Here is a 23,338-nt window from a genome sequence, read left to right as displayed (position 1 = left end):
AATGCTTCGTGTTCTTCCGTCCACGGAAGTGATTTTTTAGGTGAATTTTCTGGCATAATACTATTAGTGATTTCTCAAGGAGCCACCACGATCGCTAAATCTTCTGGTGGCTTTTTGGTTTTTTTTAAGTCTTCTTTACGTTCACTCGGTGGTCATCGGGAAAGGAGGTTGTTGCTAGGTAATCAGCATGGTTACAACCGAAAACACCGTAAAATGTTAATCCATCCTGCTTGGCAAGCTCTTCTCCAACTTCACCCGCCCTCTGTTTTTCGCTGTGCCAGCACAGGGGCATCAGTCCTTCTTTGTCACTGGTTACAGCGTAAGCAATGTAAATTGGCTGTCTGGTCATTAGTTATTAGGAGTGCGGTTTTTAAGCTTGAGATCGGTCGCTATCTCTTTGATTCGACCGACTAACTCAGGATTTTGCTTGAATAAGTTTGGTAGATCGGCCAATACAAATGCTGCTAACACGATCGTTTGATCGGGTTCCAGTTCTGGGTCAATGGTGCGGACGTACTCAAAAAGCTTCTCTAACTCGTAAATAGCTAGACCCCTGGCTCGAACTACTTTTGATGAGATTTTTGATTTAGTCATTGGTCATTAGTTATTAGTCATTAGTCATTAGTCATTGGTTAACTGCGATCGCACTTGTAGAGGTTGAGTGCGATCGCACTTGGCTATCGCCTGTCGCGCTCTAGGTCATAGATAACTTTCTCTAAATACCAGTTATCTGACTGTCCTGGGTTATTTCGCCTCTGCTGTGCCAAAAGTCTTTTGGCGGATGCCACGTCACCTTTGAGCAGGATGAGTAAATCACTTTGCAGGTATCTGTTTCTGGGGTCGTTGCGGTATGAGTGGGATTTGTTACCTTGTGGCTGGCTGAATTTAGATACAAGGATTTGCCACTGGCGGCGAACCTGCTGCAACGCTGCTATCAAGGCGATTATGCCGTAATAGAGAATGCAAAGGTTGAGCAGAAGGCTGAATAGCAATCTTACCAATGAGCAAGCCAATAGGATTTTTCACCAGCTACACCATAAACGACGGCTCTTTACTGGAATCACTCCAGGAACAGTATGGTAGTACCTTTGAACAGATGACCAGACGCGAAAAGCTGTTTTTAATTTCGGCTCTTGCCATTCAACTTTGCGATCAATCTCCAGGAAGCTGCCGCAATGAAATATATGTAGTAGGTCATCAAGCTAATAGCTCCTTACCCGTGGGCGATCGAGAAGGATTAATCGAAGCGCTGATTAATCAAGTCCGTCGGGGCCGCAGTCTTTCTGATACAGCGGAGGTATTGCCTATGGAATAAATCCTTCACTGTGTAGATGATTTTGATAGGGAATACCAGCGTGACTGGTAACATTTGCGCTGGTTTTTTACACAATTAGAAATTAAGAATTTTGAATTATGAATTACAGTGACGGACTTAGACCGTGGGCGATTTTCCAACGTTTGCCCAGTGGTAGGAGTACTTGTGTTTATCGATTTCGCACCCAGTCTGACGCAGATGCTTACACGAGCATCCTGCGGCAGGGAGGGGGAATTTTTGAGGTAGTTTTTGATCTACCCCAACATCAGGGAGTCGCCCAAGGATAGCTCAAAATCAATTGCGATCGCAGTACCGGGAGGAGTGCGATCGCAATTAAAAATCGATTCAAACAAGTAAAAAATATCACATTATGTGTGGCTACAAGCATCCAGACGAAATAATTGATGAAGACATCTTCAGGTTTGACGACCTCCCCTCCTACGAAGATTGCTACAACTGCATGGGCAGGGGGTACTTGCAACACGGTGGAGGTTTTGAATGTCCTACTTGCTCTGGAAGCGGACTATTGTCAGCAAAGTGGCCCAAATCAAATTTTGAACCAGACGATCCAGGTTGTCCGCCTTTTTGAAGTGCGATCGCGCTTTTGGGAGGAGTGCGATCGCTGTTCATTATACCAGATTGTGATTTATGAGCGAAATGAGCGATGCAGAAAAGTCCACAGAATGGAGTAAAACGATACTCGAAAACGATAAATGGTGTATTTTAGACACCGAAACCACAGGGTTGAGTAACAATGCAGAAATAGTTCAAATAGGCATTCTTAGTAGTTCCGGGGAGGAATTTCAAACTCTTGTAAAACCAACTATTGCAATTAGTGAAGGCGCATCTGGAATACACGGTATCCAGAATGATCATGTAGTCGAAGCACTTCCGTTTGACCAAATATTTTTGGATGTGTGGAAGTTGCTGAGTGATAGAGATGTAATCATTTACAATGCGGAATTCGATTTAAAGGTAATCAGGAATTCTCTGAAAGCTAGAGGCATTCAAATTGCCTTTCCAACTAGCGACCGTAGGGGCTGTAGAATTTTCGTCAACGGTGGGTCGATTCATTGTGCGATGCAGTATTACTCTCAATACGTTGGTGAGTGGAACGAGTATTACGGTAATTACAAATGGCAGAAATTACCAGGGGGCGATCATTCCGCATTAGGAGATTGCAAGGCAACGCTGGAAGTAATTAAGTCAATGTCTGATCCAACCTTCTAACTAACGCCTTTCTGTCGGACGAAACCACTAAGCAACAGTTAATTAATTATGAATGATATTTCAAACGACCTACCCCAACCAGATCCAGTATGGGATTACTACATCACTTGGCACAAGCTTTTTAAAGCCAAATCTCATTTAGACAAACTAATTAAATATGTTGGTCAATTTGAGGAGGCGGAGTCAGCAATAGATGAACAAATTGAATCGGATTTAATTCTGGTTATTCGACATCTAGAAGATGTGCTGCCAAAAATTGAGACTGAGTAACCGCCTGATGAATCGTAATTGCGATCGCGCCGCAACGGCGCGGGCTACCTGACACAGTAGCCGAAACGGTGGAAATTACCCACCGTCGCGGGTTGTGTCCAAAGCAATCAGCAACTTAGCAAGAGAAAATGCAGCGTTCAGAGTGAACTGCACTACTGAATTGTGGTGTTCTCAATTTCATGCGCGGCAATTCTCCTGCTAACCTCCCGAATGCGTTTACTCCTGAATCGCGCCCCTCAAGTGTGGGGCGTTAGGGTGATTCGTGCGCTATTAAGTTCGGGTTAATTAAGGGATGCCAGTCCCGAAAGCCGTCACTCATATCTCGCAGAACCATGACAACAGAATTAATAATCCTGGGAATTGATGTTAGTAAATCGAGTATAACCACTCACATTTTAACACAATACCCCAAGGGCGGATTGCAAGCATATTGGAATAAAACAAGAAATAAAGCATCTACTTTATATCCGGCTTTTTACTCCAATCCTGATGCTAAGAAGAAGCAAAAATCAGCTTTTGACTTTGCAGATTACCTAGCAGAAATTAAGCCAGACTATGCAATTCTTGAACCAACTGGAAACCACTATTCAAGACTATGGGCATCTATTCTCAACAAATTAAAAGTCAAAATTCTCTGGGTTGGTCATGTTGAATTGCGGCGTTATCGGGGCGGCAAAAACCTCCCAAACAAAAGCGATCTTGCTGATGCTTTAGCAATGTCCGCCTACGGTCACGATCCAGATCACTGGCTGGAGACTGGGGAACTAAATCTGAGGTATTTCCTCATGCACCGCCCCGAACCAATCGACGAACTCCGCGATCTCTGCCAGCAGCTTGAACACCTCAACCGAGTTCAATCTCCAATCGTGAATTATGCCAGACAGCTTCTCGCTTGGCAATTCCCAGAAGTGGCGCACACTAGGAGCGCGTCTAGCAAGGCTGGATTGCTACCACCCCTTTGGGGATGGTTGGCTAAGAGGCTCGAAATTTCACCCGCCGGGAAAACCCGAATCGAAAATCTCTATAAAATATCCATTGCCCAAGACTATGGAATTGAGTTTGACCCGATTCTCGAACTACACGCTGGCTGGATGTGCGATATCTCGCTTTTTGAGCAGCACCTAGAAGCGAGAATCACTCAAATGCTTTCTCTGAATGAATTCAAGCCCTATATGAGCGTTTTTGACAAGTTCGGTTTTGGTCTACGAGTGCGATCGCGTTTACTCACCAGGACTTACCCCTTTGAGTCGTTCTTGGGCATCAATGGCAAGCCAGTCATTGAATACGAAGTCAGGGAAATCAAGAAAACGGATCGCGAACGTAAAGATGGACAAACCACAGTTCGGCGTTTAGCCGGTGATACCAAACGAATAAAACGCAACCGCAGCCGCGACACTTTTAAAATGAGGTTAGGAATGGGCACTGTCTTGGAACAGTCTGGGGATGGTTTAGTCGAAAAACCCAGTGGTTCCTCACTGTGTCGAATTAGCTTGTGGCAGTACGTCTTAACCGGCGTCGAAACTGGCAGGCTCCCTCAAAACGAACTGACCAAGGAATTGATCAGCTACCGCGACTCACTCAAAGCTAACGTCACTGAGCAAGGTGAGAAGCTGCTAGGTGGTAAGCACATTCAGGGAAAACTGATGAGTAAAGTAGTAAACTTACTGTTCCAGGAATTGTGTAAAGTTATTGCCGTGACCTGATGTCAAAACCCTTCATCCAAATGAAGGGTTTTGAACCCTAAACTTTCAGTTACCCTGAAATTGATATATAAAAGAGCAATTTTCAAATGACCATTTACTTTTATAAGGTTTGGCAGCCTTATGGCTGTTTTTCTAACTTTTCTCTTCACGGAATCCACATCGAGGGTACTTACTGGCCAACGGTTGAGCATTATTATCAAGCGCAAAAGTTTGTAGGCAGCACAGATGCGGCAATTATACCTCTTATCCATGCCGCCACCACCCCAGAAGAAGCTGCTACTTTGGGAAGATGTAGCACTCGCCAACTGCGTCGAGACTGGGATTTGGTTAAAACTCAAATTATGCGAGAAGCTGTACTCAAAAAGTTTCTCACTCATACTGATATTCGAGAAGTTCTCTTAAAGACAGGCGATCGGATTTTGGTTGAAAATTCCCCAACCGATTCTTTTTGGGGCTGTGGTGCTAATAAAAGCGGTCAAAACCATCTCGGTAAAACTCTCATGAGTGTGCGTGAAGAAATTCGTAATTTACTCTCTTTAACAGTAATTTACGAATAATTTAATCAAAATAGTTACATTCAATATAAAGTCAGTAATTAGACGGGGAATAATAAAATTCCCCACAAAAAATATTTTAAAAAATTACTACTAATTTAGTTATTGCTTTGCAGAAATCTTAATTAATTGAATTAATGGGTAAAAATGTTAAAAAAATATTGTTAATTTCAAGAAATTATTGCATCTCTAAATTAAGTAAAATTACTGGAATAGTTTAATGATTAAGAATATAAAATTAGTAAATGTCAATGATTAAAAGGTTCTTAACTTTAAACTTAAGATGATAATTGAAAAGTATTTAATGATACAGCGTTTTATTTCTCCCTAAATCCACTTTACAAAGGCTAAAGGCAACAAGCAAAATATCTGATACTTTTCAAAGATCCTCTAATCCATTTCCAAAAATATTTGTAATAGATGTATGCCCCTAGCAACTCATTAGTAGCAATAATTTCTTGAAATGGGATAAAAATCAAAGCATTAGACATCTCCGAAAAAGAATCTCAAACCCTTATCCTATCTAGGTGAAAACCTAATTTCTGGAGATGTCTATTGTAAGTTGAAAATTCTTATCAGAGACAAATATATAAAAAATTATACTTCAGTCATGGTGTATACAAGCAATGACACTTAGGGATAAACCAAACGAGTTGCAGCAAAGCTTTGACCAAGAAAATTTACTGCACCGGATGACAAAACAGATCAGGCGATCGCTCGACCTTCAAGAGATATTAACGACAACTGTTAGCGAAGTGCGTTTATTTTTGGGTGCAGATCGGGTCAAAATGTATCGCTTTGGTGCTGATGGTAGTGGTGAAGTCATTGCAGAATCTATTCATAAACAACGTCTGCCATCCTTATTAGGTCAACGCTTCCCAGCTGATGATATTCCAGAAGCCGCCAGAGAGATGTTTTTGTTAGTGGGACAACGTTCGATTGTCGATGTGGCAAATGAGAAGATCGGGCTATCGCCTCTACAGTCAAAAGAAACTGGCAAACGTCTAGAAACTAATATCTACTATCGGCAGGTAGACCAGTGTCATATTCAATACCTCAAAGCAATGGGTGTGCAGTCTTCGTTGGTAGTACCAATTTTAGATTGCGACCCACAAGAACCATCAGCAAAGCCTAAATTGTGGGGATTGTTGGTAGCTCACCACAGTGAACCGCAAAAGATTTTGAAGCGGCAACTAAAAGTATTGCAGCAAGTTACTGACCAGGTAGCGATCGCGATCGCTCAAAGTAATCTACTCACTGAAGCCCGCGCCAAGCAAAAGCGAGAAGCTACTATTAATCGAGTCACCACACTATTGCATAAACTGCCGACAATCCAATTACAAGGAGCGCTAGAAGAAGTTATTACTGCTTTCTGTGGAGTCGGTGGCAGGCTTTACATTGCAGAGACTCAAGAATTGTACACCTGGGGCGACCAACCGACACTCTCCTACGAGTTAGATAACAGTATTATCGAACAGCATCCCATCTGGCAAAACTGGATGGCTGAGTTTCAACAAGGTAATATTTGGGCAACTACTGACCTCTATAAAGAACCACGTTTGCGAGTTTTGGCTTTAGCATTCCGTTCTACTCAAATTCGCGGACTCATGGTAATTCCCTTATATTACCGCGAAAAATTTATCGGTGTATTAAGTATTTTTCGCTCTGAATTTGAAACAGAAATCTTGTGGGCGGGACGATGCGAACAAAATCGGCGACAACTTTTACCCCAACTTTCCTTTGAGGTTTGGCGAGAGCAGAAAAAGGGGCAAGCACCTGAGTGGAAGTTGGAAGACATCTTTTTGGCACAAGCTTTATACGATCATTTCTCAATGGCAATTCAGCAACAGCAAATGTATAAACAGGTGCAATCTCTGAATGCCAACCTAGAACTGCGGGTGCAAGAGCAAACAGCTGAACTCGAAAAATCATTACTGTTTACCAAAGTCATCAAGCAAGTCACAGAGCATATTCGCCGCACATTGGACTTGCAGGCAACTCTGCAATCCATAGTTCGGGAAGTCCGTCCCCTGCTAAATTCAGACCGAGTACTGATTTTATATTTGAAGACTAAATCAGTGATTGTGGAAGAGATTAATGGCAATTGGCAGTCAGTTTTGGGAGTGAATGCACCAACAGAATGCTTTCCTGATGATTATACCCGACTATACTATCAGGGTAGGGTACGGGCAATTAACAACGTTTCAACGGCTTCTTTAAGTGATTGTCATCGAGAATTTTTGCAGAGTCTGCAAGTGCAAGCAAACTTAATAGTTCCGATTAATATGGGTATGGAACTATGGGGACTACTAATTGCCCATGAGTGTGAGGCTCCCAGAAATTGGCAGGATACAGAAATTGATTTATTGCAGCAGGTGGCAGATCAGGCTGCGATCGCTATTCAACAAGCACAACTCTACCAACAAACCTCTGAGGCCGAAACTGAAGCCAGAAATCAAGCTATTCAGTTAGAGCAGACCCTACATGAACTCCAAGAAACACAGACAAGATTGATTCAGACCGAAAAAATGTCCGGCTTAGGACAGTTGGTGGCGGGTGTCGCTCACGAAATCAACAACCCCGTTAACTTTATTTACGGTAATCTGTGCCACGCCAGTGATTACACTGAACAACTGCTAGAAATTTTACGTCTCTATCGGCTACACTATCCCCATCCCCATAGTGAAATTAAAGCTGCGATCGAAGCGATCGATTTTGAATTTTTGGTAGAAGACCTGCCAAAAATCATGACCTCAATGCAAGTAGGAACCGAGCGCATCCGCTCAATAGTGCTATCGTTACGCAATTTTTCTCGCTTGGATGAGTCTGAAAACAAGCGCGTTGACCTCCATGAAGGCATTGACAGCACCTTATTAATTTTGCAACATCGGCTGAAAGGAAATGCTGAATTTCCACGCATTGAGATAATTAAAGATTATGGCAACATCCCACGGGTGGAATGCTATGCCGGTCAAATGAATCAGGTATTCATGAATATTTTCAGCAATGCCATAGATGCTCTGGAAGTAGGGCGTGGAAAGTGGCGCGATCGGGGAGACAAGGAGAATAATTCATGCCCAATTCCAACTATCGAGATTTCCACTAAAGTCTCAGCAGACAACTCTCGTCTGTTAATTCGGATTACTGACAACGGGCCCGGAATGAATGAAGACGTGAAAAAGCGAATTTTTGACCCGTTTTACACTACCAAGCCTGTGGGTAAGGGTACAGGATTGGGATTAGCAATCAGCTATCAAATTATTGTCGAAAAACATGGGGGAATAATGGAGTGCATTTCAGAACCTGGCAAAGGTACAGAGTTCTGGATTGAGATTCCTGTCAAGCCTCCAGCCAAAATAGTTAACTAGAGGGACTGGGGAATGACGACACAGGCAAAGAATCACTATTGTGTTTAAAGAGAAGTCTGAAAATAGGGACTCCTCTGGGTGTAAGATTATACGAAGTTGAATAGCGAGAAACAGTTAAAATAGCGCCTTATGTCAATAATTGCGCTCAGAGCGTGGTATCTACAGGATTATGAGCCGATTCCAGAACTGGAAAAACGTCAGCCAGACATTCGCTTAAGCAAAAAAAGTCTGCTGAAATCAGCATTGCGAGCAGACTTTTTGGAAGACAGTGACGAAGTTAAGCAATCAACTTGGTTTGGGCGCTATTTAGAAGGGGAAAATATTGAATTTTATATTGAAGGTAGTGGCGGCTATTGCGTCTCTAACATTGACTTAATTAGTCATGAAATTTATTTCACCAAGCAGGCGGTGTTGGCTCAGTTAGAACCAACGATTTTTTTATCCTATCAAACTGAGTATGCGGCAGCGACGAATATTCTCAAAGAAGAACTGCGAAAAAGTTTAGACAATTTAAACTTGCGATCGCGCCTTCCCCTAACATTAATAGAATCCTCTCGTCCTAGCGGTGCTACTTTCCGAATTAACCGCACAATTATGCGGAAAATCCGTAAGAGTTTGTTATTTATCGCTGACACCACGCCCATTGCTAGTATTGAAGGTAAAGAAACGCCCCAATTAATTCCCAGTCCGAATGTCTGTATTGAGATTGGCTATGCCATCCAAAGTAAACGATCTGAACAGATTCTACTAGCGCAAATGCAACGCCCAGATTTTGAAGGTGAATTTCCCTTCGACTTACCGACACAGCAAATTTTACAATTTCAAGACACTACAGAACTGAATAAAATCCTGACAGAGACGATTAAAAACCAGCTAGCACGATTCAAATTGTTTTTTTGACCTAAATTAATGTGAGTTCGACAAGTTTTATTTTACCTCTCCCCCAGCCCCTCTCCGACGCCCAGAGGGGAGCAAAAAGCTGAATTTTTCGTTGCTCCTCCCTTTCCGTTTCGGAGAGGTTCATCGAACTCACGTTAAATTATGCTTAATGCTGAAAATAGAATATTTGAGCATTAGATGAGCATTTTAGAGAAAGAAAAGACTGAAAGTATTTGTTTAGGAATCCGGTTTGATTTCTGAAAAAAATTAAGTATTTGTAGGGTGCGTTATGACTTTAGTCTAACGCACCAAACCCTTGAAAATGGTGCGTTACGCTTCGCGATAACACACCCTACGTGTTGTTCAAAAATCAAATAGTAATCCTATATTGCTTTAATTAGAATAACTGAACAGGCTTCTTTTGCAGCTTGGAACTAATTGAGCTTACCCGATCGACCACAGAAATCATGTATTTGTAATCTGGTACTTGTCCATTGGGTACATACCCCACTTCTTGAGCTAAACCTGAAGGTGAATCACTCATCACTTTGCGGATAAATTCTTGACGGTTACGTTCTACATTCGGCCCAATCAAGACCACACCTAATGGTACATAATGAGGGTCTTTAAATAGTATGCGGAATTCAGTTGGCGCCAACTGTGAACTGTAGAGACTTAATTCCGCCTCCGATACCGCACAGGCGATCGCTTTTCCTTGAGCGACCAATTCCAGTGCTGCTTTGGGTGTGGGTGCAAACAGGATCTCAGCCAGCGTTGTACCATAAAGATTGTAAAGAGGAAAATAATATCCTGTTGCTGAACCCAACTGTCCTAAAGCCACTGTTTTGCCTTGCAATTGTTTCAAGTCAGCGATCGGATTATCTTTACGAACAACGAAGATTGAACGTAAATTACTAATACCTATTAAAGGAAATAGGGGAACATATTGGTGACGTGCGATCGCAATAGCCGCTAAACCCGGTGGAGCAAATACCAATGACCAAGCACGAGCATTAAGGCGCTCAACCGCTCTATTTTCATTAAAAACAGGCTCTAGCTGAATATATGAGTTTGTTTTTTCACCTAAGTAACTATTAAATTTAGCATATTGATTAATTATCTGTTCGCCTCCACCATAGTTGATTACACCAATAGTTAACGTGTCCTCAACCCCATCTCCATCTTGTGGTTTGCAGGCAGCAAATGTAAAACCTAGTAGATAAAACAGAAATAAACGACGGGGAAATCGCACAAACATCACTAATTATGGTTAAGGAAATAATTTGGCTTTCAGGACTAATTTAAATAAATTTGACTACTGCCTAAAGGGGTTATATTGCAGCAAAAAATTAATATTTATTTAAATCTTGTTGAGATGCTTTCTAACAGGTATAAATAAATATTAGACAAACTCACAGGCTACCTTCATTGCTTAAGTTATGTTAAACAATATTACGTTAAAAAACTTAAAAATAGGTGCTAAATTTAACTTGCTTTTAATATTAGTTTTCATCATCAGTATTTTGGGAAGTGGCGTTGCCTTATCCAGTGTACTTCAAGGGAGAGCGCAAAATGAAGTAAATTCTCAAGCGCAGATTCTCATCCAAATGGTGAATGCAGTTCGAGATTACACACAAAATCGTATCGTTCCCCTATTAGAACCTAGATTAGATACTAACCCAACATTCATGCCCGAAGTAGTACCAACTTTTTCCTCTACAGAGGTTTTTGAAAATTTTCGTAAAAAGCCCGAATTTAAAAACTTTTTTCATAAGGATGCAACACTTAATCCAACCAATTTAGCGGATAAAGCTGATAATTTTGAAACTCAACTTGTCGAACGTTTTCGCAACGAACCTAATACTCTAGAAATCACAGGCTTTCGTAAATTGCCAGAAGGCGAAGTATTTTACATTGCACAACCACTAAAGATTACACAAGCCAAATGTTTGCGATGCCATTCTACACCAGATCAGGCTCCTAAAAGTCAATTGGTAAATTATGGCTCGGAAAATGGTTTTGGCTGGCAACTCAATCAGATTGTTTCTGCCCAAATAATCTCTGTTCCTTCTCAAGATATTTTTGCTAATGCCAAGCAGACTTGGATATTGATAATGGTACTTTTAATTGCGATCTTTGCAATCGTAGTTTTCTTAATTAACTTCTTAATTACAAAATATGTGATTCAGCGCATTAGAAGAATAGAGAAAATAGCTCAAAAAGTTAGTATTGGTGATATGAGTGCTGATTTTGAAGAAAGCTCTCATGATGAAATTGGCGGGTTAGCGGAAGCATTTAATCGGATGAAATCTAGCTTGAAAATAGCTCTGGAAATGCTGAATAATCAAGGCTAATAATTCGTAATACTTCTCTACGAGAGGCTGCGCCAACGGCTACGCTCAGTACAAGTTCGTAATTCGTAGTTCGTAATTAACGAATACAAAAACGCAATTTTGAAAAATTCAAGATAGTAAGCGTTGCTGAAATTGCAAAGCTTTTTGAGGTTCGGGGATTTGTGATGCTAAAATTTTCACAAATTCTGCACGAGAGATTTTTCCAGAAGATTTTTTAGCTTTTTGAACTAGAAACTTAGCTATTGGGCCAATTAAATTAGCCAACTCACGTTCGCACTCTTCCAGAAATTTGTCACTGATGACTTCAGATTCTTGGTTTATTAAATTATTTGAGTTAATACCAGATTGGTCGGATTTAACAGTAAGTTCTTGTAGTAAAGTAGGTTTCTCTAGTAGAAAGATTGTTTTCTTCTTAAAATCAATTTGTTGATTTTCTCGAAGATGAAGAGCTAATTGACTAATTAATTCTTCAAAATTGGACGCTGATGCTGCAACTTGTCGTAGTAATCTTGAGGCGATGGGGCCAACAAATTCTAAAAGAATTGTTTCTAAGCGATTGTAATTTTCCCCATACAGAATAGAAGCAGGCGGATATCCAATTGACTTTTGTTGAGCAAGCGAAGTTTGAGGCGGTTGTGTAGAAGATGGTAGTTGAAGCGATCGCGCTTCTACTCTAGGATCAATATCCTTAAGCACGTGTAAAACTTCAGCCGCAGACTGATAGCGCTGTTTAAAGTGATGTAGCACCATCTTAGATAGCACAGATGCCAACTCAGAACTGACGTTAGCTTGATGCTGCCAAGAAATTTCTCCTGTATTTGGGTCTTCCTCAAAGTTTATCGGATGTAACCCTGTCAGCGATTGTATACCAATAATGCCTAAAGAATAAATATCACTGTTGGGGCGGGGCTTACCTTGTCCCTGCTCTGTAGACATATATCCGGGAGTACCAATAATAATGGTAGCCCCCGTGTGTCCTGCAATTGTGAGCAGTTGAGTTTGGACTTGTTTAACAGCGCCAAAGTCAATCAGCACTAGCTTACTGTCTTGTTCCCGCCTAATTATATTGTCCGGTTTGATATCTCGATGAATAACGTTGTGGCTGTGAATAAATTGTAGAATACCCAGAACCTGTTGGAGTAGTTCAATTACTTGATATTCTGTCCAACGTTGATTGGGGAATAGTTCCGCTTTCAGGGTATGTCCTTCAATGAACTCTTGCACCAAGAAGAACTCTTGGTTGTCTTCAAAATAGGCTAAAAGCCGAGGAATCTGGTCATGGTAGCCCAGTTGTTCTAGAGTTTCTGCCTCACTAGTAAATAGCCGTCTGGCAGTTTCGAGAAATTCAGGACTACGAGTGACGGGCTTAAGGTGTTTGACAACGCATTTTGGGAAACCTGGCCGATGGGTATCTTGGGCTATGTAGGTTTGACCAAATCCACCTCCACCTAATATTTGGAGGACTTGGTAACGTCCGTCTAATAATTGTCCTAACATTGTGTCACAAGCCTTAATTCCTCAAATTAATCTTGACACAACTACCAGCTTTGATAAGGTTGAGACAGAAAGTAGTGGTCTGTCCCAAAAGTTTTGAGAGGTTAGTGGTGTTCAGATCCCCGACTTCTTGAAGAAGTCGGGGATCTGCCCCGCAAAATTAAAAGGTATTGGCATGACTGGTGAAGAATTGCTGAAGCGATATGCTGCTGGGGAGAGAAACTTTAGTGGGATTGACTTGAGTGGGGTTGATTTCAATAGTATCCCTATCAATGACACTAGTATTGATCTCAGTGGGATCGATCTCAGTGGAGCCGATCTCACTCAAGTTGTGCTTGGCTCGGTTAACTTGACCAATGCCAATTTGAGTGCGGCAATCTTGCTCAAAGCTGGGATGCACGATGTTACTCTGACTGGAGCCAATCTGACTGGAGCCGATTTGAGAGGGTTGGAAGCTCATGAATCTAATTGGCAAAGAGCTAACTTGACCAGAGCTAATCTGGGATTTAGCAAGCTCACTCAATTGGATTTGACTGAAGCGATCCTCAGCCATGCCGACTTGACTTGTGCCGATCTTATAATGTGCAAATTTGTCGATGCTGTAATGGCTTCCATTCAAGCGGTCTGCACTAATTTTACGCATGGCTTCTTCAACAGAGCTTATCTGAGAAAAGCCAATTTGGAGCGAGCTAGGATAGAGTACACGGTTCTTGACTATGCCAACTTTACTGCTGCTAACTTGATTAATGCCGCTCTCATGTATTGTGACGCTACCAAAGTTAATTTCACCTATGCCTCGATGGGCGGTGTCGGAATTGAAACTGCCTTTACCAAAAGTAACTTCAGTAATGCCGACCTCTCCGATGGAAGTTTTTACCGACTGATCATCGAAGAGTGTGACTTTAGGAACGCTTTCTTTCACAGGACTCGAATAACCCAAGTTACCTTCGAGAACTGTTTGTGGGGTGAGGTAAGTAGTTTCGATACCGACGCTATCATCAGAGACAATTAAATTGGCAGATATCCCTTATAAGTTTATAACTAACTAGACTCCAGATCGGCTTGCAGGTCTATTATTGTTGAAGCTTTAATAATTCTTCAGAAATCGCCAGTGTCTCAAGTTTTGAAATAGCTGTTGGTTGAGAGACTACGCTAACTTCTCCTAATTGAGTTTTATTTACAAAATAGGTGATTCCCCGAAAGCTCAATTTATAGGTTACTGGTACTAGAGGAGCTTCCGCCGATTTGGAATTTGGATCGACACGATACTTAACGCCACGGTACATCAAATTATAAGCTGGCCCAATTTGAGGAACTGGTTGAAACGGCTGTTCTGTTTTTTTGCTACCAACTTTGTTTTGGTTATATTCGTAGCTCAGACCACGATAGTCAAGTTTCATAATTTTCGCCTCCTGAATAACTGTTGTTCAACAATGCCAATGACTTATCAGAGGTTGATTGGAATGTTATGCAAGAGCTAATGTAAAATTACACTTTTTAAGGAACTGCTTAAAGGATTAGGCGTCTAGAGTGAAGAGTCATTGGGCATGGGGCATTGAGCAGGGGAGGCAGAGTTGCAAAGGAAGCAGTACTTCTCTACGAGAGGCTACGCTCAGTTACCGAAGGGCAGAGGAGAAAAACTTACTGCAATATTCTCCCTTGCTTCCAACCTCCCGTATGCTTACCCTTTTCATTCGGGGGTTACGTGGTTAACAATGGGTTGAATGTTTTTTAAATGATTCAACTTTATGGCTAGAACTGCAAACGAATATGCCGTATACATCCTACTGGAAAGCGGCCACCGAGAAGAAGTACGTTTTCCTACTATTCAAGAGTTTCAGAAATGGTATAGCGGCGAACTTGTGCCAAAATCTGCTTCTAATGACTTTATTAGCGTGCCGATCAAAAATATTCAAGGGGAATATATGGTAGTACGCCCTTCTCGGATTGTGGCAATCCGAGTAGAACCGATTTTTAGTTCCAGTGTTGAAAGATTCAACTAAATGATGAGAAAAACCCTTGCTTTGCTTTCCTTGAGTCTAGGAATTGCCCTCGTAAACCCTCTCTGGTCGGCTGTTGCTCAGGTTCCTAACTTACTGCCGTTGCCACTACCGACTGCTCCCGATCTTCCACCTATACCAATACCGATCGCTCCTGCGATCGCGCCGCCGCTAAAACCAATCACTATCGGAAGCGATTGTACACTCCGGCCGACTTGCTTGGGTTGGGATGAGCAAATTTGGGGTCAAAGAGGTAAAATAGGCGATCGCAAAGCGTTGTTGGCTTCCATTGATAACAGTCTGCTTTACCTAACAAAGGGTGACGCGATCGCAGCATATCAAAATTATCCTATGAAGGAAATCACTCTCGATCGCGTCCGCCGGAGTTTGCTACGTTTCCGCCAACTGGTTGTCAGTTCTAAGTCACCAGCGCAATTACAAGCCGCTGTCAGTCGTGAGTTTGTCTTCTACCAGTCCGTGGGCAATGATGGCAAGGGTACTGTTAAATTCACTGCTTACTACGAACCTGTTTATACCGCTAGCCGTGTCAGAACTGCAATCTATAAGTATCCTCTTTATCGGCTACCACCCGATTTTAGCCAATGGCCTAAACCTCACCCAAAACGAATTGATTTGGAAGGGAAAGATGGTTTAAAAGGGAATAAAAGCAAGTTACGCGGTTTAGAACTGCTTTGGTTTCGCGATCGCCTAGACGCATACATGGTACATATCCAAGGTTCTGCCCAAATTAAATTAACTAATGGCAAGACAACATCAATTGGCTATGCCGGTGGAACTGATTATCCCTGGACTAGTATCGGCAAAGAACTAGCCAAAGATGGCAAACTTCCACTAAATGGATTGACAATGCCACGTCTGATTAGTTATTTCCGACAAAAGCCCCAAGAGTTGAACAATTATCTGCCCCGTTGGGAACGATTTATTTTCTTCCAAGAAACAAGCGGTAGAGGTGCTACTGGTAGTATTCATGTGCCAGTAACAGCAGAACGTTCCATTGCTACAGATAAGTCTCTCATGCCACCGGGAGCGTTAGCCCTGATTTACAACTCATTTCCCTATCCTGTCAGTGGTGGCAAATTAGAGAGGCGTACTGTCAGCCGCTTTGTGCTTGACCAGGATACAGGAAGCGCCATCAAAGGGCCGGGCCGGGTGGATTATTTTATGGGGTCTGGTAAACTAGCGGGCGATCGCGCCGGTATCACAGGTGGTAATGGTTCATTATATTATTTGCTGCTCAAAGAATAAAGTTAGAAGTTAGGAGTTAGAAGTTAGGAGTTATTAATTCAAAACTCATCACTCCTCACTCATAACTCCTCACTCCCCTTAATACGGCGGATAAGCAAAATCATCTTCATCAGCATAAACGTAAGAGTTGGAAACTCCTGCCATTGCCAATTTAGGAGTTTCTGATTTTACAGGTTCCTTGCCAAAATCTTTGTATTCTTCAAAAGTCTTACAAATCATTGCAGACTCAAGAGCATCGGAAGCAATTAAATATTGCGTTAAAGTCCCTACTGTGGGATGTTTATAGTCCACAGTTGAAGCTACCAAAACTGTATTTGGTTCAATACCTCTTTCTTCACACTCAATGATGGGACAAAAAATCCCGTGAGCGTGGAACAAAGGCCCTTTTGGTGTCAAAGGTTGCTTGCGGTAGATAGCATAAGCTTTTTCTAGTTCAGCAACGAATCCACTTACTACTCTGCCTTGTTGATATTCGCAGTAGGTTTTGCTGAAACTCGCTCCGGCTGCACCATTGAGAGTTAGTTGTAGTGGTGATTCGTGTAAAAACTTTTTATTCTCACCCACTATAAAAATTAGATAGCGAGTAAAGGTTTTAAATTTAAGTTTGTCGGCCAAAAAAGCATCATAATTATCTTTGAGCGTACCCAGTTTTAGACCACTTTCCCGGTCTTTAACAGACAATGGCCCCCGACGCACTATAACCAAGCGTGGAGTAGCGCTAATAAAGACTGTTTCTACTCCAGAGCTAAATTCATGCTCAACTTGCTGCCAATTATCATCTGGCACAAAGCCGACAGCATTGGCATTATCCAGCTTAATCGCCAAACCGTGAGATTGTATACCATCTGTGCCATACCGAGGATTAATCATCTGACACCAGGGAAGGACTTGAGAAGGCGGTGCATTGAATTTCTCGTCTTCAAAGTCAAAATTAGCAGATGCTTTCATCGTTTTAGGCTATCAAAGTGTTTTATTGAACAAGGTTATCGGCAGGGCGCACAGGTAAGGAAGGCCAGTTATATGCTGTGGTTCCCAAAGTTTAAGAACATTAAACTGACGTAGTATTTTTTCTAGAGTAAGACAGAATCAATCTATGTTGCAATCCCTGTTTAGTTTTTTAACAACAAATTCTTTCTTTGGCATCTCTCTATCTAAATACGATCTACTTTTTGTTCCTCTCGTGGTTAAATTCAAATCAGCAAATTACTGTGAACTTAAAGCAGCGAGAGTCTTCAAATCAGGCACCTCTAAATCAGGTTGAGTGACTGCTGGCAAGTTCGCACTAACGCCTTGCTCTGCTCGACGATTTACCCAGACTGTTGAGAATCCCAAAGATTTGGCTGTCACGATATCATGATATACACTAGCGGCAACGTGTAATATCTGCTCTAGTGGCAAGTCAATTCTCTCAATAGCCAGTCTGAAGTTGTTGAAGGAGGGTTTGTAATTTTTTGCCTGTTCTGCTGTGATTATGTCGTCAAATTCCACCTCCAAGTGCTTTGCCGAGAAAGCAAAGAGATCGTCATCTACATTTGAGATAATTACCAGCTTAAACTTTTGCTTTAAAGTTCTAAGTGCCTCAACTGTATCGGAGAAAGGCAGCCAATGCTGAATCGAATTGGCAAGTGAATTTAGTTCGTCAGCAGTTGGCTCAAAGCCAAATCGTCCACCAAATTTCTGGACTACTCTTTTCAAAACTTCTCGATATTTGATATATTCTCCAATTTCGAGTTCTGCTTCAAATTCAGCAAAAATATCGAGAATTTGCTCGTCATCTAAATTAGTATTGTGTGCCAGCAGAAGTGGCTTTAGCACCCCTAAGATGCCATTTTCCCAATCAATTAGGGTTCCGTAACAATCGAAAGTTAAAGCCTTATACTGATTTAATTCAATCACCTTTTTATACTCCCGATCTTGATTAATAGTGTTCAGTTTTCACAAACTAAAAGACGGATGAAGTCGTCCGCGTTGGCGCAGCACCCCGCAGGCGATCGCCACATCCACTGTTCTTGAAGTCTCTGAACATTTTTTCTTCAGGGCAATGCGGAACTTATAGGTTGCTCAAAGATTGGCAAAGTGAACCGCCAAGGTAGTTTTACTGTTATACCTGCGTTAGAAAGCAGTGCTAACCGAAGTTGTATAGCCGTTATCCAAACAAATTCATATTACATTGATAATACAATGTTACTAAGCTTAGGTGTGGGATAATAGTTATTCCAGAAAGGAAATTATTCCTAAGTATAGTTTGTATGGATGTGAAATTTCAGGATACACAAGCGAATACCACTAAAGAATTAAACTCAAGTAAACAGCCATCTCATAGCAAGGCATCCGAAACTTTGTCGGTAGCGGAAGCAGTGGTAAAAATCCTGGAAGATATGGGAGTACAGTATGCCTTTGGTGTATCGGTCGGTGCGATCGCGCCAGTGTGGGCTGCATGACATCAAAGTTCCATCCAGGTGTTGCACTTTCGCCATGAAGCTGGATCTGCTTTTGCAGCCATTGAGGCGTATTTTGCTAGCGATCGCCCAGTTGTGGTATTCGCTACAACCGATCCAGGGATCGCCAACGCTTTTATTACGTATGATACTAGTTATTTAATACCTCGTATTATCCGTAATATTTTCGGGGCGTAAAGCTTAAGTTCAATCTCAAAATCTCGATTTTCACTGGTAAAGACAACTCAGAATTGGCAATCTTGATCAAGAAAGTTTTGTATATATCTAGCTTATCAATCAATGAATAAAACTGCTGCACTTAAATTTCCCCGTTTGACAACCTCAAGTCAAAAAAGAGCGATTAAGCGAATCACTATCAATTTAACATCAGATGAAGCCCAAAACCTTGAAAAGTATTGCGAACAGACAGGCAAACTAGCAATAGACGTGATTCGAGAACTCGTTCAAGCTTTGCCTTGATCTGCTGCTCAACGTTGACGCCAAGTCTGAAAAGCGCCAGTCCAGAAGAGTTCTAGCTGAAGTAGAAGGTGTTACAGATTTGGACAAAGGTTTCCAATTTTACCAGAAGAATGGGTTTAAATCCCCGTCTGAACGCAAACAGCGTGCCGTAGGCAAAATGTCTTTAATTTTGAATTTTGTTAGCGCCGGCGGCAAGCGAGTCCACGTAGCTTTTAGCGTCTGTCTTCGACACGCTGCGCGAACGTAGAGCGCGTCATTTTGAATTTTGAATTGTTAACCCTGTCTTTTCAATGTTAACTCATCATTGAAAGTGCAGGTTTAGAGCGATATTATTACTCGATTTACAGAAAATATATCTGGCATCTAGTTAATTCTAGACGAGCAAAATTTTACAGCGTTTCAATTCAAATATAAATCTGCTTAATTCACCTCAATAACTCAATTAATATTGGCAGAATATCTATTTATATCATTCTAAATCGAGTCATAATTGAAGATTAATTGCAATAAATTTAGAATTAACAATATTGTAGAAAGCCTTAACCTAAATTTGTACTAAGTTTAACTCAACCTTTGCTTACGCTGTATGCCTTAGTAAGAAGATTGTGTAGTAACTATAGCAAAATACTGTATTCCAATCGGGTTTTAGATGTATTGATACCATTAACCCAGAGTTAAAAGTCAAATTGGAGGTTCTTACGAGTTGCTGATTACTGCATTAAGGATTGGAGATTCATAGAAACTGCAACTAAACCAATTACATATACTCTGAGCCAAATTAGCTGGAGCGTAGACACATAAGACGCACAGATGCTGCTTTAAGTGGCGGAAAACTAGGTGTCTATGCCCACAGCGTGAGACTTGCATATTTTCTGTGGAGTTTTCTTAACTATTCTTGAGGAGTACAAATGCTTGAGGCTATCGCTGTTGCTTGGTTATTACTGTTTTTTGGCGATTTTCTATCTACATTCTTTTATCACGTACCCGAGCACGTTTTTGGTAGCCTTCATTTAAAAACGCACCACTCCTGGAAGAAGGACTTCCGCCACTATGCTATTTTGACTTTTAATCCCCAGGTTCTTTTAGATGGTATCTTGGGAGCTTTACCTTATGTACTCGTAGCAGTAGTCTTGTGGTCTTTCTCTCCCATTGGCGTTATCTTTGGATTACTGCTTGGTCAGTTTCATGTATGGTGGAGACACATAAGTGTACTGGGTTGGCAAACTCCAAAACCTGTAAATATCTTATGTCAAATTCTATTTATTACCACTCCTGAGAGACACTGGTTACATCATCACAAAACTAATTTAGGTTTCGGCGATATTTTCACCTTCTTTGAACAACCTGCACAAATGTGGTTGCGCTGGCTGCGATTACTCAGACTTCGTTTTCGCGATTCTCGGATATAACTAAAACTAGCGCTTACTAAATACTTTTTAAAATTACCAAAAGAAGCTGCGATCGCAGCTTCTTTTTATACACTAGAGGGGATTGTTCCAATCTCATAAATGCGCTCACCCACATACTCAAAAAAGTTTTACACTGAGCTTGTCGAAGTGCTGATTCCCAATTTACGAATAGTAGTAATAAGAGACATCAACTAATTATAATTTAAACCTATAGATTGTTTAATACCTAAAATTTTTACTTATATTTTTAGAGAACTCATCAAAAAGTAAACAAGTTACACAGACGGAAGGATGCCTCTGATAGGGAGTTTAAAGGTATTTACTACCGCTCAACTTCGCTGTTATATCGCCAATGTTTTTGGGAAAACTAGTCTTAATTAGTAAATTATTATATTCCTAGATTTTTATGACAATTCCTCTCTTTTCTGGAAATGCTGGGTGTAGCTTGCTTATCCGAAGGGGTACGGATAGCTACGGTGAAAAAGGCAGGAGGCAGGAGGTAGGAGGCAGAAAGTTGGAATGCGGTGTAGGTTTCTCTGCGAGACGCTACACGAACACACTTACACTAATTGCCAGAAATTCGCAACCTGCTCTAGATGAGGTGTTTCATGTCCGCAGTTAGCCTCAGAAAGATGCTCAACAAAAAAGAGTTGCCATCTCTCCTTCATAACTTAATCTACCAGTTCAACGTCGCCATTGATGTTGAACTGGTAGACGGCACGAAACTGATTAGCATTGGAGAGCAAACTGTAGAAAACCGTTATCCAATCGAGGTTTCAGGAGATATCATCGGTTGGGTTGTTGGTGGAGAACAGGCAATTCTACTTGCGACTTTGCTCTCATTTCTGGCAAAGCAGGAAGCTGAGAAGAAAGTACTCGCTAAAGAATTGCTGGAGCGATATCAGGAAATTGATTTGTTTGACGATATCTCAACTCAACTGACAACAAGTTTAGATACGCGACAGATTGCCCAACTCGTGCTGCAAGAATTGAGTCAATTAATTGAATCATCTGCGGGGATGATTCTACTTTTGAGTCCAGATGCAACTGCATTTGAAATCATTGCCGAATTTGGAGTGTTTTTTGACCATAATCAGCCGGAACCGGGTAAGGGAATTATTGGCAACATTGTGCAATCCAACCGAGCAGAACTTGTCAATGATGTGCAAGCCGATCCTCGGTTAGAGGGGCAAAAAAACGTTAGTGCAATGATTTGTGTACCGTTACGAGCCAAGGAGCGGGTACTGGGAGCGATCGCCATTGGAACCTCCAAAACTGACTCATACAAGGCTGAACACCTGAAACTGGTGAGTATCTTTGCCTCTCAAACAGCGATCGCCATTGATAAAGCTGTGCTTTACGAGCAAAGCACTCAAGCAGCCGTCCAGGCGAAAGCCCAAACACAGAAACTTCAGCAAGCTCTCCATGAGTTGCAATTAGCTCAAACTCAGTTAATCCAAAGCGAAAAAATGTCCAGTCTTGGGCAACTCATTGCCGGAGTTGCCCACGAAATCAACAACCCGGTTAATTTTATTTACGGCAATTTGAAGTATGTTGCCGAATATGCGCAAGACTTGTTGCACTTGCTGGAAAAATATCAGAAATTCGTACCTGTTGCTCCTCCAGAACTGGAATCAGAGTTAGACAATATAGACCTGGAATTTATTATGCAGGATTTCCCCAAACTGCTAGATTCGATGAAACTGGGCACAGGTCGCATCGTCGAAATTGTCCAATCCCTGAAAAACTTCTCCCGCCATGACGAAGCTGAAATGAAAGCCGTGAACATCCATGATGGTATCGATGGAACGCTAATGATTCTTCACCATCGCGTGAAAGCAGATGTTCATCGTCCGGCAATTGAAATTGTTAAAGACTATGCAAAACTTCCCCTGATTGAATGTTATCCCGGACAGTTGAATCAGGTGTTTATGAACATTCTGGCAAATGCCATTGATGCTTTGGAAGAAGGTATAGAAAATTCAGGAGTCAGAAGTAGTCCTCAAATAACTATTCGTACCAGAGCTATTGACCAACAGTGCGTTGTAATTCGCATTGCCGACAACGGGCCTGGCATGAAGGAGGAAGTAATTCGCCGCATTTACGATCCCTTCTTCACCACGAAAGATATTGGTAAGGGAACCGGGTTAGGCATGGCAATCAGCTACCAAATTGTTGTAGACAAACATGGGGGAATGCTCAAATGTCGTTCTCAACCAGGTGAAGGCACAGAATTCTGGATTCAGATTCCGTTAAATTGTGCATTGGTGGATGCTACTGAAGAACAGAATTGTACCTCTGCCTCGCCAACTCCCACAACGGAATCATTCCTTACTTCCGATACCGACGGCTTTATTCCATCAACAGCTCCAAAGCTCAAACCAACGGATCTGCTGATCCGCCACACTCAACTAATCCAGCGACTTTCACAGCACAGTCCAGATGTGGAAGGTGCATCACCCGATCAACTTTACCAAATGTTTCAACACCACCCAATTTCGTTAAAGCTTTATGCCACTTTGTTGTCTTGGTTCTGTTGTTCTAATCCTAGCCAAATACGCCACTAAATAAACCTCAA

General features: G+C 41.6%; 25 protein-coding genes and 1 pseudogene. 17 read left to right on the top strand and 9 right to left on the bottom strand.

Features of this window, described 5'->3' with window-relative positions:
• Nucleotides 1-124 precede the first annotated feature (124 nt).
• The 3 genes from V7K61_RS23430 to V7K61_RS23420 all read right to left on the bottom strand — a co-directional run bounded on the left by V7K61_RS23430 (nucleotide 125) and on the right by V7K61_RS23420 (nucleotide 1,001).
• Nucleotides 125-349, bottom strand: a complete 225-nt coding sequence (locus tag V7K61_RS23430; protein WP_335056947.1) for a hypothetical protein — start codon at nucleotides 347-349, stop codon at nucleotides 125-127.
• Nucleotides 349-594: a hypothetical protein gene (locus V7K61_RS23425; protein WP_335056945.1), complete on the bottom strand. Its 246-nt coding sequence runs from the start codon at nucleotides 592-594 to the stop codon at nucleotides 349-351. The genes V7K61_RS23430 and V7K61_RS23425 overlap by 1 nt, the downstream gene beginning before the upstream one ends.
• An 83-nt stretch (nucleotides 595-677) precedes the next feature.
• Nucleotides 678-1,001, bottom strand: coding sequence for a hypothetical protein (locus V7K61_RS23420; protein WP_335056943.1), 324 nt, complete (start codon nucleotides 999-1,001; stop codon nucleotides 678-680).
• Here V7K61_RS23420 and V7K61_RS23415 point away from each other — a divergent pair.
• Nucleotides 1,001-1,315, top strand: coding sequence for a hypothetical protein (locus tag V7K61_RS23415; RefSeq protein ID WP_335056941.1), 315 nt, complete (start codon nucleotides 1,001-1,003; stop codon nucleotides 1,313-1,315). The two genes, V7K61_RS23420 and V7K61_RS23415, sit on opposite strands and share 1 nt — an antisense overlap.
• Nucleotides 1,316-1,413: 98 nt before the next feature.
• Entirely contained in the window at nucleotides 1,414-1,602 is a 189-nt protein-coding gene (locus V7K61_RS23410) for a hypothetical protein (protein WP_335056939.1), read from the top strand.
• Here the strand turns inward: V7K61_RS23410 and V7K61_RS23405 are convergent.
• Entirely contained in the window at nucleotides 1,581-1,799 is a 219-nt protein-coding gene (locus V7K61_RS23405) for a hypothetical protein (protein WP_335056937.1), read from the bottom strand. The two genes, V7K61_RS23410 and V7K61_RS23405, sit on opposite strands and share 22 nt — an antisense overlap.
• A 164-nt stretch (nucleotides 1,800-1,963) precedes the next feature.
• Here V7K61_RS23405 and V7K61_RS23400 point away from each other — a divergent pair, with 164 nt between their 5' ends.
• From V7K61_RS23400 to V7K61_RS23375, 6 genes are all read left to right on the top strand, one after another.
• Complete coding sequence (locus V7K61_RS23400; RefSeq protein WP_335056935.1) at nucleotides 1,964-2,545, top strand: 3'-5' exonuclease; 582 nt, start codon at nucleotides 1,964-1,966, stop codon at nucleotides 2,543-2,545.
• Between the two features lie 48 nt (nucleotides 2,546-2,593).
• On the top strand, nucleotides 2,594-2,815 hold the full coding sequence (locus V7K61_RS23395; protein ID WP_335056933.1) for a hypothetical protein: 222 nt from the start codon (nucleotides 2,594-2,596) through the stop codon (nucleotides 2,813-2,815).
• Nucleotides 2,816-3,147: 332 nt separating this feature from the next.
• Complete coding sequence (locus V7K61_RS23390; RefSeq protein WP_335056931.1) at nucleotides 3,148-4,518, top strand: IS110 family transposase; 1,371 nt, start codon at nucleotides 3,148-3,150, stop codon at nucleotides 4,516-4,518.
• A gap of 86 nt (nucleotides 4,519-4,604) precedes the next feature.
• Nucleotides 4,605-5,075, top strand: a complete 471-nt coding sequence (locus tag V7K61_RS23385) for an NADAR family protein (RefSeq protein ID WP_335056929.1) — start codon at nucleotides 4,605-4,607, stop codon at nucleotides 5,073-5,075.
• Nucleotides 5,076-5,698: 623 nt separating this feature from the next.
• A complete protein-coding gene (locus V7K61_RS23380) occupies nucleotides 5,699-8,440 on the top strand; it encodes a GAF domain-containing sensor histidine kinase (protein WP_335056928.1) in 2,742 nt (913 codons plus the stop codon).
• Nucleotides 8,441-8,569: 129 nt separating this feature from the next.
• A complete protein-coding gene (locus V7K61_RS23375; protein WP_335056926.1) occupies nucleotides 8,570-9,340 on the top strand; it encodes a hypothetical protein in 771 nt (256 codons plus the stop codon).
• A gap of 376 nt (nucleotides 9,341-9,716) precedes the next feature.
• Here the strand turns inward: V7K61_RS23375 and V7K61_RS23370 are convergent, their stop codons facing one another.
• On the bottom strand, nucleotides 9,717-10,577 hold the full coding sequence (locus V7K61_RS23370) for a phosphate/phosphite/phosphonate ABC transporter substrate-binding protein (protein WP_335056925.1): 861 nt from the start codon (nucleotides 10,575-10,577) through the stop codon (nucleotides 9,717-9,719).
• A gap of 181 nt (nucleotides 10,578-10,758) precedes the next feature.
• Between V7K61_RS23370 and V7K61_RS23365 the strand changes: the two genes are divergently transcribed.
• A complete protein-coding gene (locus V7K61_RS23365) occupies nucleotides 10,759-11,673 on the top strand; it encodes a Tll0287-like domain-containing protein (protein WP_335056923.1) in 915 nt (304 codons plus the stop codon).
• A gap of 108 nt (nucleotides 11,674-11,781) precedes the next feature.
• Here V7K61_RS23365 and V7K61_RS23360 read toward each other — a convergent pair whose 3' ends face one another.
• Entirely contained in the window at nucleotides 11,782-13,170 is a 1,389-nt protein-coding gene (locus tag V7K61_RS23360) for a serine/threonine-protein kinase (protein WP_335056921.1), read from the bottom strand.
• 172 nt (nucleotides 13,171-13,342) lie between these two features.
• Between V7K61_RS23360 and V7K61_RS23355 the strand changes: the two genes are divergently transcribed.
• Nucleotides 13,343-14,179: a pentapeptide repeat-containing protein gene (locus V7K61_RS23355; RefSeq protein WP_335056919.1), complete on the top strand. Its 837-nt coding sequence runs from the start codon at nucleotides 13,343-13,345 to the stop codon at nucleotides 14,177-14,179.
• 61 nt (nucleotides 14,180-14,240) lie between these two features.
• On the opposite strand, the gene V7K61_RS23350 is transcribed toward V7K61_RS23355, so the two are convergent.
• Entirely contained in the window at nucleotides 14,241-14,567 is a 327-nt protein-coding gene (locus V7K61_RS23350) for a DUF4278 domain-containing protein (RefSeq protein WP_334898161.1), read from the bottom strand.
• A gap of 348 nt (nucleotides 14,568-14,915) precedes the next feature.
• On the opposite strand from V7K61_RS23350, the gene V7K61_RS23345 reads away from it, so the two are divergent.
• Nucleotides 14,916-15,170, top strand: coding sequence for a hypothetical protein (locus V7K61_RS23345; RefSeq protein WP_094348386.1), 255 nt, complete (start codon nucleotides 14,916-14,918; stop codon nucleotides 15,168-15,170).
• A 3-nt stretch (nucleotides 15,171-15,173) separates the two neighbouring features.
• Nucleotides 15,174-16,433: a murein transglycosylase A gene (gene mltA / locus V7K61_RS23340; protein ID WP_335056955.1), complete on the top strand. Its 1,260-nt coding sequence runs from the start codon at nucleotides 15,174-15,176 to the stop codon at nucleotides 16,431-16,433.
• A gap of 78 nt (nucleotides 16,434-16,511) precedes the next feature.
• Here mltA and V7K61_RS23335 read toward each other — a convergent pair whose 3' ends face one another.
• Both V7K61_RS23335 and V7K61_RS23330 read right to left on the bottom strand, forming a co-directional pair.
• A complete protein-coding gene (locus tag V7K61_RS23335; protein WP_335056917.1) occupies nucleotides 16,512-17,381 on the bottom strand; it encodes a DUF5895 domain-containing protein in 870 nt (289 codons plus the stop codon).
• A 255-nt stretch (nucleotides 17,382-17,636) separates the two neighbouring features.
• Nucleotides 17,637-18,329: a haloacid dehalogenase type II gene (locus tag V7K61_RS23330; protein ID WP_335056915.1), complete on the bottom strand. Its 693-nt coding sequence runs from the start codon at nucleotides 18,327-18,329 to the stop codon at nucleotides 17,637-17,639.
• A gap of 353 nt (nucleotides 18,330-18,682) precedes the next feature.
• On the opposite strand from V7K61_RS23330, the pseudogene V7K61_RS23325 reads away from it, so the two are divergent.
• The 5 genes and pseudogenes from V7K61_RS23325 to V7K61_RS23305 all read left to right on the top strand — a co-directional run.
• Nucleotides 18,683-19,006: pseudogene (locus V7K61_RS23325) on the top strand (thiamine pyrophosphate-binding protein); the annotation flags it as partial.
• Between the two features lie 165 nt (nucleotides 19,007-19,171).
• Nucleotides 19,172-19,351, top strand: coding sequence for a CopG family transcriptional regulator (locus tag V7K61_RS23320; RefSeq protein ID WP_335056913.1), 180 nt, complete (start codon nucleotides 19,172-19,174; stop codon nucleotides 19,349-19,351).
• Between the two features lie 908 nt (nucleotides 19,352-20,259).
• Nucleotides 20,260-20,760: a fatty acid hydroxylase gene (locus V7K61_RS23315; RefSeq protein ID WP_335056912.1), complete on the top strand. Its 501-nt coding sequence runs from the start codon at nucleotides 20,260-20,262 to the stop codon at nucleotides 20,758-20,760.
• A 406-nt stretch (nucleotides 20,761-21,166) separates the two neighbouring features.
• Nucleotides 21,167-21,382 (top strand): hypothetical protein, encoded by a 216-nt coding sequence (locus tag V7K61_RS23310; RefSeq protein ID WP_335056910.1) that lies wholly within the window; start codon nucleotides 21,167-21,169, stop codon nucleotides 21,380-21,382.
• Nucleotides 21,369-23,327 carry an ATP-binding protein gene (locus tag V7K61_RS23305; protein WP_335056908.1) on the top strand — a complete coding sequence of 653 codons (1,959 nt, stop codon included), beginning with the start codon at nucleotides 21,369-21,371 and terminating at the stop codon, nucleotides 23,325-23,327. The genes V7K61_RS23310 and V7K61_RS23305 overlap by 14 nt, the downstream gene beginning before the upstream one ends.
• Nucleotides 23,328-23,338 lie beyond the last annotated feature (11 nt).

Origin of the sequence: Nostoc sp. (genome assembly GCF_036918015.1) — a bacterium.
Classification (GTDB): Bacteria; Cyanobacteriota; Cyanobacteriia; order Cyanobacteriales; family Nostocaceae; genus Nostoc.
Note: the sequence above shows the minus strand (reverse complement) of the source record. Positions and strands in the feature narration are given on the sequence as shown.

Excerpts from the sequence above, each read along its gene's own strand:
- V7K61_RS23305 (WP_335056908.1), top strand. The coding sequence starts at position 21,369 with ATGTCCGCAGTTAGCCTCAGAAAGATGCTCAACAAAAAAGAGTTGCCA.
- V7K61_RS23360 (WP_335056921.1), bottom strand. The coding sequence starts at position 13,170 with ATGTTAGGACAATTATTAGACGGACGTTACCAAGTCCTCCAAATATTA.
- V7K61_RS23345 (WP_094348386.1), top strand. The coding sequence starts at position 14,916 with ATGGCTAGAACTGCAAACGAATATGCCGTATACATCCTACTGGAAAGC.
- V7K61_RS23375 (WP_335056926.1), top strand. The coding sequence starts at position 8,570 with ATGTCAATAATTGCGCTCAGAGCGTGGTATCTACAGGATTATGAGCCG.
- V7K61_RS23310 (WP_335056910.1), top strand. The coding sequence starts at position 21,167 with ATGACAATTCCTCTCTTTTCTGGAAATGCTGGGTGTAGCTTGCTTATC.
- V7K61_RS23410 (WP_335056939.1), top strand. The coding sequence starts at position 1,414 with ATGAATTACAGTGACGGACTTAGACCGTGGGCGATTTTCCAACGTTTG.
- V7K61_RS23430 (WP_335056947.1), bottom strand. The coding sequence starts at position 349 with ATGACCAGACAGCCAATTTACATTGCTTACGCTGTAACCAGTGACAAA.
- V7K61_RS23395 (WP_335056933.1), top strand. The coding sequence starts at position 2,594 with ATGAATGATATTTCAAACGACCTACCCCAACCAGATCCAGTATGGGAT.
- V7K61_RS23365 (WP_335056923.1), top strand. The coding sequence starts at position 10,759 with ATGTTAAACAATATTACGTTAAAAAACTTAAAAATAGGTGCTAAATTT.
- V7K61_RS23400 (WP_335056935.1), top strand. The coding sequence starts at position 1,964 with ATGAGCGAAATGAGCGATGCAGAAAAGTCCACAGAATGGAGTAAAACG.
- V7K61_RS23320 (WP_335056913.1), top strand. The coding sequence starts at position 19,172 with ATGAATAAAACTGCTGCACTTAAATTTCCCCGTTTGACAACCTCAAGT.
- V7K61_RS23380 (WP_335056928.1), top strand. The coding sequence starts at position 5,699 with ATGACACTTAGGGATAAACCAAACGAGTTGCAGCAAAGCTTTGACCAA.
- V7K61_RS23370 (WP_335056925.1), bottom strand. The coding sequence starts at position 10,577 with ATGTTTGTGCGATTTCCCCGTCGTTTATTTCTGTTTTATCTACTAGGT.
- V7K61_RS23385 (WP_335056929.1), top strand. The coding sequence starts at position 4,605 with ATGACCATTTACTTTTATAAGGTTTGGCAGCCTTATGGCTGTTTTTCT.
- V7K61_RS23415 (WP_335056941.1), top strand. The coding sequence starts at position 1,001 with ATGAGCAAGCCAATAGGATTTTTCACCAGCTACACCATAAACGACGGC.
- V7K61_RS23335 (WP_335056917.1), bottom strand. The coding sequence starts at position 17,381 with ATGAAAGCATCTGCTAATTTTGACTTTGAAGACGAGAAATTCAATGCA.
- V7K61_RS23350 (WP_334898161.1), bottom strand. The coding sequence starts at position 14,567 with ATGAAACTTGACTATCGTGGTCTGAGCTACGAATATAACCAAAACAAA.
- V7K61_RS23390 (WP_335056931.1), top strand. The coding sequence starts at position 3,148 with ATGACAACAGAATTAATAATCCTGGGAATTGATGTTAGTAAATCGAGT.
- V7K61_RS23425 (WP_335056945.1), bottom strand. The coding sequence starts at position 594 with ATGACTAAATCAAAAATCTCATCAAAAGTAGTTCGAGCCAGGGGTCTA.
- mltA (WP_335056955.1), top strand. The coding sequence starts at position 15,174 with ATGAGAAAAACCCTTGCTTTGCTTTCCTTGAGTCTAGGAATTGCCCTC.
- V7K61_RS23355 (WP_335056919.1), top strand. The coding sequence starts at position 13,343 with ATGACTGGTGAAGAATTGCTGAAGCGATATGCTGCTGGGGAGAGAAAC.
- V7K61_RS23315 (WP_335056912.1), top strand. The coding sequence starts at position 20,260 with ATGCTTGAGGCTATCGCTGTTGCTTGGTTATTACTGTTTTTTGGCGAT.